Annotated in this window: 3 protein-coding genes; all 3 read right to left on the reverse strand. The window is 68.7% G+C overall.

Features of this window, described 5'->3' with window-relative positions; translation table 11 throughout:
* The coding region (locus CEK69_RS21090) for a condensation domain-containing protein (RefSeq protein ID WP_226975184.1) at nt 1-1777 on the reverse strand (1777 nt) is incomplete at its 3' end.
* A gap of 4 nt (nt 1778-1781) precedes the next feature.
* The gene (locus CEK69_RS15420) at nt 1782-12980 is read right to left on the reverse strand and encodes a non-ribosomal peptide synthetase (RefSeq protein ID WP_193314009.1); all 11199 of its coding nucleotides are present in this window, start codon (nt 12978-12980) and stop codon (nt 1782-1784) included.
* A 1-nt stretch (nt 12981) separates the two neighbouring features.
* A partial coding sequence (locus tag CEK69_RS15425) for a non-ribosomal peptide synthetase (RefSeq protein WP_152246545.1) occupies nt 12982-14965 on the reverse strand: 1984 nt, incomplete at its 5' end.

Genomic DNA, 14965 nt, shown 5'->3' on the forward strand with positions numbered 1-14965 from the left:
CAGCAGAACCACGACGGCGGTGTCCTGACCTTGCCAGGACTGGAACTGGGGACGATCCAGCGCGGCGTCGAGCAGGTCCGCTTCGTTCTGGAACTGACGGCGATCGAGTGCGAACACGGCTTGCACTGCAACTGGACCTACAAACAGGACTTGTTAGATCGCGTGTCGATCGAGCGCATGGCGCAGGCATTTGCACTGGTCCTGCGGCAGATGGTCGAGACGCCAGCAGTGCCTGCGTGGCGGCGTTGGCTTGCAGTTGTGCCTGCGCCACAGTGCACTGCGGCGTCTCGACCATCTGCCGCAGGACCAGTGCAAATGCCTGCGCCATGCGCTCGATCGACACGCGATCGAACAAGTCCTGTTTGTAGGTCCAGTTGCAGTGCAAGCCGTGTTCGGACTCGATCGCCGTCAGGTCCAGATCGAAGCGGACCTGCTCGACGCCGCGCTCGATCGTCTCCAGTTCCAGTCCCGGCAAGGACAGGACACCGCCGTCGTGGTTCTGCAGCACGAACTTGATTTGGCACACCGCGTTATGCGCAAGCGTGCGTTCGGGCCGCACCGCGTCCACCAGGACATCGAATGGGAGGTCCTGATGCTCGAACGCCTGCACGGCATCGTGGCGGACCTGCTCGACGAGGTCCGCAAAGCTCAGGTCGGCGGCAGCCCTGGTGCGGAACACCAACGTATTGATGAACAGGCCGATCAGCGGCTCCAGCTCCTGCGCCGGGCGCCCGGAGACGGGCGTACCGACGACGATGTCGGCCTCGCCGCTCCAGCGCGACAGCAGCGCAGCGAAGGCCGCCTGCAACACCATGAACAAGGTCGCCTGGCGCTGTTGCGCGAAATCGCGCAGCGCGTCCAGCAGCGGGCGCTCGATGCTGTGTTGCAGCCGATGTGCGGAAAACGTCTGCTGCAGCGGATGCGGCCGATCCAGCGGCAAGGCGTGCAACGCCGGCGCTCCGGCCAGCCGTGCTTGCCAATACTGCAGCGCCTGCTGCAGGGCGGCCTCGCCACGCACCGTGCGCTGCCAATAGGCAAAATCCACATATTGGAGCGGCAGCGGCGGCAAGGGCGTGGCGGCGGCGTCGCCGAAGCGGGTGTACAGCGCAGCGAACTCCCGTACCAGCACACCCATCGACCAGCCGTCGCTGGCGATGTGGTGCAGCGTGAACAGCACGGTATGCACCTCGTCGCCTTCGCGGATCAGGGCGCAGCGCAGCATCGGGTCGACCGCCAGGTCGAACTCGCGCGCCATGTCGTCGAGCGCCAACGCATGCACCCGCGCCTCGCGTGCCGCAGCGTCCATCGCCGACACATCCAGTTCCGCAATGGCGACGCGACCCGGCCGATCGATGATCTGCACCGGCTCCCCGTCGCGCTCGACATAGCGCGTCCGCAATACCGCATGGCGGGCCACGATGGCATCCAGCGCGTGCTGGAACGCGTCGCGGTCGAAACGGCCGCGCAGGCGCAGCGCCGCAGGCAGGTTGTAGTGAGCGCTGCCGCCCTGCAGCCGATCGATGAACCACAGACGCCGCTGCGCGAAGGAGACCGGATAGGCCTCACTGGGGGGCGCTGCCTCGATCCTTGTGGCCCGTTCCTCCTGCTGCTCCACGCGCTGCAGGAATGCCAGCAGCATCGCCCGGTGCGTGCGGATGCAATCGGCAAGCTCGGGAGTGATCGCGCCCTTCGGGGCAACGGTCTTCACCTTTCCATCCACCAGCGACACCGCAATCCCGTTCTCGCGCAGCGTGCGCAGGAGTTCTGCAATCGTCATTTGCTCACCATTCCATTTCTTCGAGCGTTTCGTCGGTCGCGCCCGACCGCTGCTGATCCTTGTCGACGGCGTCCTGCTCCAACGCATCGAGCAATTGCGCCAGGTCGGCGATGGTCGGGTAGGCGAACAGATCGGCGACCTTGAGGCTGCGACCGAACGTGCCCTTGATCGCAGACAGCATGCGTATGCCCAACAGCGAGTGTCCGCCGACGTCGAAGAAGCGCTGATCGATGCCCACCGCGTCCACGCCCAGCAGGTCGCACCAGATCTGCGCAAGCTGCACTTCGCTGGGGGTGCGCGGCGGCAGGCGTGGCGTACTCGGTGCGGAGACGGGCGCAGGCAATGCCGCCCGGTCCACCTTGCCGTTGGCGGTAAGCGGAAATGCCGGAAGCGATACCCACGCCGCGGGAATCATGAAGTCCGGCAGGCAGGTCCTGAGCATCGCCGCCAGGGCCTGGTGCAGCGCTGTCCCGCGTTCCGCGCTGACCACATAGGCCACCAGCCGGCGCTCGCTGCCATCGCCCTGGGCCTGCACCAATGCTTCGGAAACTGCGGGATGACGGCATAGCGCCGCTTCGATCTCCGCAGGCTCGATCCGGAAGCCGCGCACCTTCAGCTGGCGGTCGGCGCGGCCCACGTAGTCGAGGACGCCATCCGCCCGCCAGCGCACCAGATCGCCGCTGCGATAGAGGCGTTGCGGCACGCAACCGTCCAAGGCGCGCTCGACGAACCGATCGGCGGTCAGCTCGGGCAGGCCCGCATAGCCGAGCGCCAGGCCATCGCCACCGATGTAGAGTTCGCCCACCACCCCGATCGGGGCCGGCGTGCCGGCGACATCGAGCACTTCCAGCACCACGTTGTCGATCGTGCGCCCGATCGGCGGCAATGCCGGCCATGCCGCCGGATCGCCATCGAGCATGTGCTCGCTGACGACATGGCTCTCGGTCGGGCCATACAGGTTCAAGACCGCACATGCGTTGTCGGCGGCCCACCGGCGCAGTGCAGGCGTGATCGCCAGGCGCTCGCCAGCCGTCTGCAGCAGGACCAGGTCCGGCAGCAGCGCCTGTTCTGCGAGCGCCGCCTCCGCGAACGGTGCCAGCATGGCCGTCGGCAGGTAGGCGCGGCCGACGCGGTGGCGCCGCATGCACGCGAACAGACGGTGCGGATCCATGCGCTCGGCGTCGTCCATCAGCACCAGCTCGCTGCCGGAGAACAAGGCCAACGCCACCTCGTACAGCGACATGTCGAATCCGATCGAGGCGAATTGCAGCGTGGGCATGGCCGCAGCCAGCACGGGATGCCGCGCGGCCAGGCTGTCAAGCAGGTTGACGATGGTCCGGTGCGGCAATTGCACGCCCTTGGGGACGCCGGTCGAGCCGGAGGTATGCATCACGAACGCCATGGCGTCGCCGTCGACCGCCGAGGCCGGCCGGGTCTCGGCGCATGCGTCGAATGTCGCCGCATCGTCGAGCAGGGCGACGTGCAGGCCCTGCAGCGGCTGTGTGGCCAGCCGCGCGGTGGTCAGACCCAAACGGACTTCGCTGCCGCCCAGCATCTGCAGCACACGTTCCTGCGGATAGGCAGGATCGAGCGGCAGGTAGGCGGCGCCGGACTTCAGGATGCCCAGCAGGCCGACCACATAGTCGACCGAACGCTCGACCCGCAACGCCACGGCTTCTCCACGGCGCACGCCCGATGCCAGCAAATGATGGGCGACCCGATTCGCGCGGGCGTCCAGCGCGCCGTAGCTGACCACGACATCGCCGCACACCAGCGCCGGGCGTGCCGGATCGCGATCGACCTGGTCCTCGAAGCGACCATGGATGGTCGCCATGCGCGCGTACGCACGGCGCGGCGCGCGCCAAGCGGCCATCGTCGCATGCGCCGCGGGTGCGAGCAGCCACGGCGGCGGGGCGCCGGCCGCCATCGCCGGCAAGGCGCACAACACGGCGGCAAACCGTTCTGCGATCTGCGTGGCCATGCGCGGCGATACGCGCTCGGCGCGGTAGCCCAGGCGCACCCGCAGCTGTTCGCCGTCAGTCACGATCAGTGTGAGGGCATACTGGGTCTGGCGCTGGCTGGCGACGAACTGGATTTCGAGGGCGGCGCGCATCGCGTCCGCTTCGACCCTGGCGTCGATCGGCAGGTTCTCGAAGACCACCAGGCTGTCGAACAGCGCGGTCCCGCCGGGCAGCGACGACTGCCGCTGGATGTCTGCCAGCGGCAGGATTCCGTGCGCGCAAGCATCCTGGAACTGCGCCTGCAGGGAGCGCAAGGCGGCGGGCAGCGGCGTGGCATCGAACGCGACCCGGACCGGCAGGGTGTTGATGAACAGGCCGACCATGTCCTCGGCACCGCGCAGTTGCGCCGGGCGGCCCGACACCGTGGCGCCGAAGACGATATCGCTGGCGCCGCTGTAGCGGTGCAGCAGATAGGCCCAGGCCCATTGCACCACGGTGTTCGGCGTGACCCGGCTGGTGGCGGCGAGCGTGTGCAGCGCCACCAGATCCTGGCCGTCGACGGTCACCACGCATTCGCGCGGGCCGGATTCCCGCTCGCCGGGGAACGGATCGGCCGGCAGCGTCGTCGCGGTATCGAGATCGGCCAAGGCGCGGCTCCAGTACGAGCGCGCCAGGTCGTGGTCCTGCTGCTGCAGCCAGGCCACGTAGTGTTCGAAGGGCGGTGGCGCCGCCAGCGCGGCACCGCGCCCCTCGCTGAGTGCGCGATACAGGGCGATCACGTCGCGATACACCAGCGGACTGCTCCACCCGTCCATCACGATGTGGTGGGTGGTCCACAACATCTGGTAGCGTTCGTCTCCCAGCCGGAACAGCGCCACGCGCATCAGCGGCGGTTGCGTGAAATCGAACCCGCGCTGCCGATCCTGTTCCTGGAACGCGCGGAAGCGCTCCTCCTGCACGGCGGCGGGCAGTTGCCGCCAATCCTCCTCGTGCCATGGCAGCGATGCCTGCGCCAGCAGCAGCTGCTGCAACGCCCGATCCTCGCCCAGAAATGCCGTGCGGAGAATGTCGTGACGCTGCACGACCTGGTCCCAGGCCTGGTGGAAGATCCCGGTGTCCAGCGCCCCGAGCAGCACCGGCGCGGTCTGTACGACATACGTCTGTGGATCGAGCTGGCTCTCGAAGTGCAGGCCGGATTGCATCGGCGTCGCCGCATACAGGCCCGCCAGCTGCGGGTACCGCGCCTGCCACGCGGCAAGCTGTGCCGGGACGACGTGGGCGAGTGGGAAATCCGAGGGCGTGAGGCGCGGTTGTTGGCACCCCAGGCAGTGCGCCACGACACGGGCCAGGCCATCGGCCAGCAGTGCAGCCAGGCGCTGCATCGTCGCGTGATCGTATTGCGCCTGGCTGTAGTCCAGGGCAAAGCGCAGGCACCCGTCGAAGACCTTGCCGGAAAGCCCGAGCTGGTGCATGCGCCGGCGCCGACCGGACACCTTCTCGCCAACGCCTTCGACCGCAGCCTGAAACACGGTGCCGGTATTGAGGACCTGGTCGAACTGGCCGAGATAGTTGAACTCGAGCTCGGGCTCGCCTGCGGCCGCTGCCGCGGCAACCAGTTCGGCGTCCGCGCTCAGATAGCGGAGGACGCCGTAGCCGATGCCATGCTGCGGGACCGCCCGGTAGCGCTCCTTCACGGCCACGATGGCGGCACCGACCTCCTCGTCGTCGACGCCCAGGGTCAGCGGATAGACGCTGGTGAAATAGCCCACCGTCTCGGTGACATCCAGTTGCGGGAGCACCGCTTCGCGCCCATGCCCTTCCAGGCGGAGACGCAGGTCGCGGTGCCCGGTCCAGGCCCGCATGCCCAGATAGACGCCGGCCAGCAGCAGCTCGTTGATCGTGGTGCGGTACGCCCTATTGCAGTGCTGCAGCAACGCACGCGTCTGCTCGGCATCCAGCGTGATCGGCACCACGGCGGTGGTGGCGATCTCGCCAAGCCCATCGATCCGCCGGTCCACCGGCAACGGCGGCACCTCGACCGCATGCTGGGCGAGCCAGAACCCGCGTTCGCGCTGCAGTGCCTGGCTGCCGGCATACACGGCAAGCGCATCGCCCCATTGCTGGAACGAGGTGGTCTTTGCACCCAGCGCGATCGCTTCGCCGCGCATGTGCTGGGCATAGGCCTGTTCCAGGTCGGCCAGCAGAATGCGCCACGACACGCCATCCACGACCGCGTGATGCACGAGCAGCAACAGGCGGCCGCCACCCTGGGCTCCGGCAGGCGGCCTGAAGTGCACGGCGCGCAGCAAGGGCCCGGCCGCCAGGTCGAAGCGACGCTGCCAGTCGGTACATCGTTCAAGCAACTGCGCTTCGCCGTCCGGGCCAGTGTCCGCAAGCGGCTCGACCACGCAACTGGCCTGCACCATGGCCGCGTCGAGCGGTTGATGGAACGCGTGCCATCCGTCGGCGTCGGCGACAAAACGCAGGCGCAACGCGTCATGGCGGCGATACAGCGCATCCACCACGGGAACCAGCGCCGCGGCGTCGAAATCCGCCGGTGTCTGCAGCAGCACCGCCTGGTTGTAGTGATGCGGGTCGCGCGATTCGGCGCCGAAGAACAGCCGGTGAATCGGCAGCAACGTCAGCGCTCCGTGCACCGCGTCCTGCGGTGCGGCAGACCCGACCGCATCCGCGGCCAGGCGCGCCAACGCCGCGATGGTCTGTCCCTCGAACAACTGCTTGGTGGTGAGCGCAATCCCCGCCTGTGCGGCACGCGACACCACCTGGATCGACAGGATCGAGTCGCCGCCGATCTCGAAGAAGTTGTCGAGCACGCCGATCCGCTCCAGGCGCAGTACCTCTTGCCAGATCTGCGCAAGCCGCGCCTCCACCGGCGTGCGCGGCGCCACGTACAGTTGCATCGGCTGTCGGCCAGGCGCGGGCAAGGCCAGCCTGTCGACCTTGCCGTTGCGGGTCAACGGAATGGCGTCGACCTTCATCAGCGAGGACGGCACCATGTAGTCGGGAAGGCTGGCCTTCAGTGCATCGTGCAGTTCGCGCAGCACGCTGGCGTCCTCGCGGCCGCTGGCACCCTCGGCGCAGACCACATAGGCCACCAGCCGCGCGACGCCGTCGTCTTCCCGGACCAGCACGACCGCCTCGCGCACCAATGCATGTGCCAGCAGCCTGGCCTGCACCTCCGCCGGCTCGATGCGGAAGCCGCGGACCTTGACCTGGTCGTCGGCGCGGCCGAGGAACTGCAACTGGCCATCGGCCCGCCATCGCACCATGTCTCCAGTGCGGTACAGCCGCATCGCCTGCCCCGGCAGCGTCACGAACCGCTCCACGGTCAGCCCAGGCGCTCCCAGATAGCCACGCGCCAGCCCTGCCCCGCCCAGGTACAGTTCCCCGCTCACCCCGATCGGCTGCTGCTGGCCCGCCGCATTGAGCACCCGCAACGCCACGTTCGGCAGCGCCCGGCCCAGCGTCATCGCCTCGCCATCCACCACCTGCGCATGCGTGGCCGCCACCGTCGCCTCGGTCGGACCATACGAGTTCACCACTCGGCACCGCCGCGACCATGCCCATGCCAGCGCGTCGTCGCAGCGCTCGCCGGCCACGATCAGCAGTTCCAGCGCATAGTCGCGCGCCAGCGGCAGCTGCTGCAGCAACGCCGGCGGGATCGCCGCATGCGTGATCCGCGACGCCGTCAGCCGCTCCGCCAGCAGCTCCACCGAGCGGCGCTCGTCCTCGTGACACAGGTGCAGGCTCGCACCGCTGGCCAAGGCCATCAGCCATTCGAACACCGCCCCGTCGAACGAAGCCGACGCGAAGCCCAGCACCCGGCTGTGCGCCGTCAGCCCCAGCGCCTGCTGTTGGTATGCGGCCAGGTTGATCAGGCCGCGATGTTCCAGCAGCACGCCCTTGGGCGTACCGGTGGAGCCGGAGGTGAAGATCGCGTAGGCCAGCCGATCCGGCGTCACCCCCACCTCTCCCACCGGCAGATCGCTGTCCGGCTGGCCGGACAGCAGCAGCGCTCGCAGCGGCGCATCCAGCGGCAGCACGGTGTACTCGGCCAGGAACGGCAGTGCTTCCAGCACCGCCTGCTGCGACAGCACGTGCGCCACGCCCGCCTCGCCCAGCATCGCCTGCAGCCGCTCGTGCGGATAGGTCGGGTCCAGCGGCAGGTAGCCGGCACCGGCCTTGAGGATGCCCAGTACGCCGATCGCCAGGTCCAGCGAGCGCTCCACGCACAGGCCCACCAGCTGATCCGGGCCCACGCCCTGCGCGCGCAGGTAGTGCGCCACCCGGTTGGCCGCCGCGTTGAGCGTGCCGTAGTCCAGGTGATCTTCGCCGAAGGCCACCGCCAGCGCCTCGGGCCGGGCCCGCGCATGGGCTTCCACCAGTTCGTGCGCGCACAGCGCCGGCAGCGGTGCCGGCCGCGGCGCCGACCACTGCGCCAGCGTCCGCGCCTCGTCCTCGGGCAGCAGCGGCAGCGACAGCACCGGCACCCGCGGGTCGCGCGCCACCGCCGACAGCAGCACCAGAAAGCTGTCGGCCAGGCGCTCGATGGTGCTGGCGTCGAACAGGGCAGACGCGTAAACCCAGCGCAACTGCAAGGCGCCATCGATTTCGCCTATATGCAGCTCGATGTCATGCCGTGCCACAGCGGCCGAGCGCGCCGCGTCGCGGATCTCCAGGCCCGGAAGCGACAGCGTCTGCGCCTGCAGGTTGTGCAGGGTCAGGCTGATCTGCGCCAATGGCGGATGGCTCAGGCTGCGCACGGGAGACAGCGCGTCGACCAGCATGTCGAACGGCACCATCTGGTGCGCGAACGCATCGAGCGTGCTCTGCCGCACCTGTTCCAGCAACGCGGCGAAACTGGGGTTGCCCGCCAGGTCCGTGCGCAATACCAGACTATCGATGAAGAAGCCGATCAACGGCTCCAGTTCGCGCCGCGAACGGCCAGCCGACGGCGAGGCGATGACCACATCCTCGTCGCCGCTCCAGCGCGACAGCAGCACCGCGAACGCGGCGCGCAGCAGCATGAACAGGCTCGCCTGATGCTGGGCCGCCAGCGCGTGCAGGCCGGCACACGCCGCCGCGTCCAGGTGCCGCTCCACCACCGCACCGGTGTAGTCCTGCTGCGGCGGACGCGGCCGATCCAGTGGCAGTCGATGCAGGCTTGGAATACCTGCCAGTTGCTGCTGCCAGTACGCCAGGTGCGGCTCCAATGCCTGGCTGTCCAGTGTCTGCCGCTGCCAATGGACGAAATCGCCGTACTGCAGCGGCAAGGGCGGCAGCGGATCGTCAGCACCGATGCGGAAGGCGGCGTACAGCGCCACGAATTCCTTCACCAGCAAGCCCGTCGACCAGCCATCTGACGCGATGTGATGCATGCCGAGCACCACCACGCAATCGCGCTCGGCCAGCGCGATCAACGTGCAGCGCAGCATCAGGTCGCGCGCCAGATCGAACGGTGCGGCGATCGCGCCATCGATGGCCTCGGTCAGTTGCCGCGCCTGCTCGGCGGGTGCCAGGCCGGACAGATCCAGCCGCCGCAATGGCACCGGGGATGCGGGCTGGACCTGCTGCACGGCCTGCCCATAGTGTGCGGAAAAACAGGTGCGCAGCACTTCATGCCGCACCACGATGGCATCCAGCGCCCGCTGCAGCGCGGCCTGGTCCAGGTCTCCCAGCAGCCGCAGCGACGAGCCGATGTGGTACTGGCGGCTACCGCCGCCCAGTTGATCGATGAACCAGAGGCGCTGCTGCGCATAGGACAAGGGAAATGGCCCCTCGTGCGGGGTCGGCGCGATGCCGCAGTGCGGCTGCGCCGGCTGCGAAGCGACCGCCACGGCCAGCGAGCGCACCGTCGGGTGCTCGAACACCTTGCGCACCGGTACACGCGCGTGCAGTCGCTCGGCGATCTCGCTGACCAGCCGGGTCGCCAACAGGGAATTGCCGCCGAGCCGGAAGAAATGGTCGTCGATGCCGATGGCGTCCAACCGCAGCACCTTCTGCCAGATCTCCACCAGCGTGCGCTCGGTGGCGTCGCGCGGCGCGGCATAGGCTTCCTTCTGGAAGTCGCCGGGCTCGGGCGCGGGCAGCGCCGCGCGGTCCAGCTTGTGGTTGGCCGTCAATGGCAGCCTGTCCACCAGTACATACGCTGCCGGCTGCATGTATTCGGGAAGCCGTTCCTGCACCCACGCGCGCAAGGCGGCAATGCGCTGGAACCGCCAGCGTTCGATCTCGGTTTCGTCCTGCTCCGACGCGAGAATGCTGTCGCGCGGGACGACATAGGCGACCAGCCGCTTGTTGGCGTCGCCATCCTCCCGCACCGCGACGCATGCCGCTTCCACGTCCACCTGCGCAAGCAACTGCGCCTCGATCTCTCCCAGTTCGATCCGGAAGCCGTTGAGCTTGACCTGGTCATCGATGCGGCCGAGATACTCCAGCTCGCCGTCATGGCACCACCGCACCAGATCGCCGCTGCGATACATCCTGCCGTGGGCGAACGGGTCCGGCACGAACTGCAGCGCCGTGAGCGCCGGACGGCGCAGATACCCCTCGGCGACACCAGCACCGCCGATGTGCAGTTCGCCTGCCACCCCGTCGGGCACCGGCATGCCGGTGCCATCCAGGACGTACAACCGGGTATTGCGGATCGGCCGGCCGATCGGCACCGCGTCACCCGAAGGGATGGGGTCGCCCGGGCGGTGGAAGAAGGTGCTGCAGCCTACGGTGGTCTCGGTCGGCCCGTACTCGTTGACCACGCAGGCATTGGGCAGCACCAGCGAGCGGAAGCGCTGCAAGGTGCGCACGGTCAGTTGTTCGCCACCGACCACCACCACATGCGCGGCCGCAGACACCGGTGTCCTGGCCAGCGCCGAGAGGGCGTCCAGATGCGCGGGCGTGAGCTTGAACAGCAGCGGATCTGGCCGCGCCGCGTGCGCCAGCAAGGCATCCAACGCCGCCGCGCCGTCTTCCTCCAGCAACAGCACCGGCTTGCCCACGCACCATGGCGCGATCAGCGAAGTGACCGTGGCGTCGAATGCGAACGGGGTCGCCACCACCCCGGCAGCGACGTCGCCCTCGAGATAGGCCGTCGCCGCATAGTCCAGATAGTGCAGCGCCGCAGCATGCGGCACCGCCACGCCCTTGGGCTCGCCGCTCGAGCCCGAGGTGTAGATGACGTACGCGGTCCGCGCCGGGTCGGCGTCGACCGGAGGAGCCGTCTCCGGCTGCGCATCCAGCAACGGTGCCAGCAGGTCCAGCGGGACCGCCTCGCAGTCTCCGAACGACAGCGCGCTCCACAGTTCCGACTGGGTCAGCACCAGCGCCAACTGGGCGTCCTCGACCAGATAGCGCAGGCGTTCTTCGGGCAGGCCTGTATCCAGCGGGACATACGCCGCGCCGGCCTTGAGCACGGCCAGCATGGCCACCGGCAGCTGCAACGACCGTTGCAGGCAGATGCCGATGCGTCCGCCGGGAACCACGCCTTGCCCCACGAGATAGTGGGCAAGGCGGTTCGCCGCGCGATCCAGTTCGGCAAAGCTCAGCGTCTGCTCGGCGCAGCGCGCCGCGGGCGCATCGCCCAGGCGCAGGGCATACGCGGCCACACGCTGTGCGATGTCCTGTACACATGCCACGCTGCCGCCATCGACGGGATTGCGGGCCTCGGTCAGCTCCCGGCATGCGGCGGCATCCAGCAGGGGCACCTGTTCGAGCCGGGCGGCCGGCGAGCGCAACGCACCGTCCAGCAGCACGCAGAAGCTGCTGGCCAACTGGTTCATGAAGGCCGGATCGAACAGGGTTCGGTTGTACGACAGCGCCAGCTGCATGCCGCTGCCGTCGTCGGCGATGTTGAACTCCAGATCGAACTGGTTGCTGTTCTCCGCCTGCTCCAGCGGTTTGGCCACCAGGCCGGGCAGTGCCACCTCGCGCGGTGCGCCACTGTGATAGGAAAACAGCAGCTGGAACAGCGGGCTGTAGCTGAGGCTTCGCTCCGGATTGAGCGCATTCACCAGCGCTTCGAACGGCACGGCCTGATGCTGGAACGCCGCCAGGACGTCGCGCCAGCTCTGCTGCAGATAGGCCAACACCTCCTGCTGCGGATCGATGCGGGTGCGCAACGCCACGGTGTTGACGAAGAACCCCACCAATGGCTCCACGTCCGGATGGGTGCGGCCCGAGACCGGCGTGCCGACCACCACGTCGCGATCGCCCCCCATCCGCGCCACCAGCAGGGCGAACATGGCATGCAGCAGCGCGAAGGCGGTGATGCCTTGCTCCTTGCACAACGCCCGCGCGCGGTCGACCGTGGCCTGCGGCACTGTCAGCCGCACCATTCCCCCCTGAAAACTCTGTTGGGCCGGACGCGGCTGTCGCAACGGCAGGCTGTGGACCGGCGGCGCTCCGGTCAGCTGCATTCGCCACCAATCCAACTGCCCGCCCAGCGTCTCTCCCTGCAGTGTCTGGCGCTGCCAGGCGGCGTAATCGCGGTACTGGATCGACAGGGGCGCCAGCGGTTCGGGGCGTCCTTCATGGAAAGCGCTGTACAGGCTGCAGAAGTCCTGCAGCAGGATCGCTTTCGACCATCCATCGGAGGCGATGTGGTGGATGGCGAAGATCAACACGTGCCGCTGCGCGGAACAGCGCAGCAGCATGGCACGCAACAGCGGTGGTTCGGCCAGCTCGAAGCTGCGGCCTGCGTCCTCGCTGACGTATGCGGCGATCTCGCGCGCCTGGCCGGCCTCGTCCTGTTCCTGGAGGTCCACGGTACGGATCTGCAGCGGCGATGCCGGCGCGACCTGCTGCCGGATCTCGCCATCCTCGTTGCGCATGAACCAGGTCCGCAGGACTTCATGACGGATCACGATGGCGTCCACGGCGTGCTGCAGTGCCGCCATGTCCAACGCGCCATGCAGGACGAGTTGCAGATTGATGTTGTACTGGGCGCTGCCGCCTTCCAGCTGATGGATGAACCACAGGCGCTGCTGCGCGAAGGACAGCGGCGCCGGGGCGGAAGGATCGGCAAGCCGGCCGATCGGTGCGACGGCGTCCAACGTGGACCCGGGTTCGCTCAGGAAGCGGACCAGGTCGTCGCGATGGGAACGGATCAGCTCGACGACATCGGCATCGACGATCGGTGCATCGGAGCGCGTCTTCAGCCGCCCGTCTTCCACGTAGGCGAAGATCCCGCGGTCATTCAGGCGCCGAACGACATCCAGTATCGTCATCTCACCACTCCCTTTCCACTTGATTGTGTTGTTCCAGTGCGGCCTCGGCATTGCGCTTGCGCACGATCTCCGCATCGATCAAAGCACCGATGCTGCGGATGTCGGAACGCTCGAACAGCACGCGTACCGGCAGCGCGACGTGGAAATGCCGTTGCACGGCATTGATCAGCCGGGTGGCCAGCAGCGAGTGCCCGCCCAGGTCGAAGAAATTGGCACTGACGCTGATTCGCTCCTGGCCGAGCGCCGCTTCCCAGATCTGCGCCAGCGCCTGCTCGGTCGGCGTACTCGGGGCGCTGTAGGCCGCTTCGCGCACCTGCGCCTGCGGCAGCGCCGCCCGGTCCAGCTTGCCGTTGGCCGTCAGCGGCAGCGCCGCCAGCACCACGTACGCCGTCGGCTGCATGTAGCCCGGCAGCACCTGGCTCAGCGCCTGCTGCAGGGACTGCGTCCAGGCCACCTCTGCCGCCTCTGCCGCTTCCGCTGCGTCAACCTGGTCCGCGTGCAGCGGCATCGCCGGCACCACGTACGCCACCAGCCGTGCCTGCGCCCCCTCCCCGCTCACCAATACCGCTGCCTCGCGCACCGTCGCCTGCGCCCGCAGCTGGCTCTCGATCTCCCCCAGTTCGATCCGATACCCGCGCAGCTTCACCTGCGCATCCAGACGCCCCAGGTACTCCAGCGTCCCGTCGTTGCGCCAGCGCACCCGGTCGCCGCTGCGGTACACCCGCTCCCCGGCCACCCATGGGCTGGGCAGGAACCGCTGCGCCGTCAGGTCCGGCTGGTTCACGTAGCCCTGGCCCACGCCGGCGCCACCGATGTACAGCTCGCCGGCCACGCCCTGCGGCACCAGCTGACCCTGCGCATCCACCACGTACAGCCCCGTGTTGGGCATCGGCACCCCGATCGGGATCGTATGCGTCAACGTCTCCAGGTGCGCGCTCACGTCGTACCACGCACACCCCACCACCGTCTCCGTCGGGCCGTAGTGGTTGTAGAGCTGCGCCTGCGGGTACTTGGCCTGCAACGCCCGCGCCAGCTCCACCGCGAACGTCTCGCCACCGATCACGAACACATGCCGCTGTGCCCGCGGCGTCGCATCCACCAGCCCCAGCAGCCCCTGCACGTGCGAGGGCGTCAGCCGCAGCAGCCATGCCGGCGCCGCTGCATCCTCCAGCGCCTGGGCAAGCCCCTGCAACGGATCGGACGGCGGCAGCAGCGTCACGCAGCCGCCGCTGAGCAGCGGCACGTACAGGCTCGGCACGCTCAGGTCGAACGCCACCGAGGTCGCCACCAGCGATCCGCTCAGGTGATCGGCGTAATACCCCTCGCGCGCGAACGCGCAGTAGTCCAGCAGGCTGCCGTGGGCGATCTCCACGCCCTTGGGCGTGCCGGTGGAGCCGGAGGTGTACAGCACGTAGGCGCTGCGCTGCGCATCCTCGGCCAGCACCGGTGCCGTGGACGGGTACGCCGACAGCCAGTCTCGCGCCTCGCATCCCTGCATCGACAGCGCCACCGAGGCTGTCAGTGCATCGCCCAGCACAAGTTTCACCTGCGCATCGTCCAGGATCTGCCGCAGCCGCGCCGGGCCCTGCTGCAAGTCCAGCGGCACGTAGGCCGCGCCCGCCTTGAGCGTGCCCAGCAGCGCCACCAGCAACGCCACCGAGCGCTCCAGCGCCACTCCTACCCGTGCGCCCGGACCGATCCCCTGCTCCTGCAACGCATGCGCCAGCCGGTTGGACGCACGCTCCAGGCCCGCGTAGTCCAGCCACTGCGTCCCGCAGCGCACCGCCACCGCCTCCGGCATCGCCGCCGCCTGCGCCTGCACCTGCGCCACCAGCGACCGCTCGCGATATTGCGTCGACACCGGACCGCGACCCAGCGCCAGCAGCGTATCCAGAGACGAAGCGGCATGCACCGGCAACGCCTGCAGCGGCGTCTGCGGCGCCGTCGCCACTGCCTCCAGCACCGCCACGTACGCCTGGCCCAGC

This window comes from Xanthomonas sp. LMG 12462, from assembly GCF_009192885.1.
GTDB classification, from domain to species: domain Bacteria; phylum Pseudomonadota; class Gammaproteobacteria; order Xanthomonadales; family Xanthomonadaceae; genus Xanthomonas_A; species Xanthomonas_A sontii.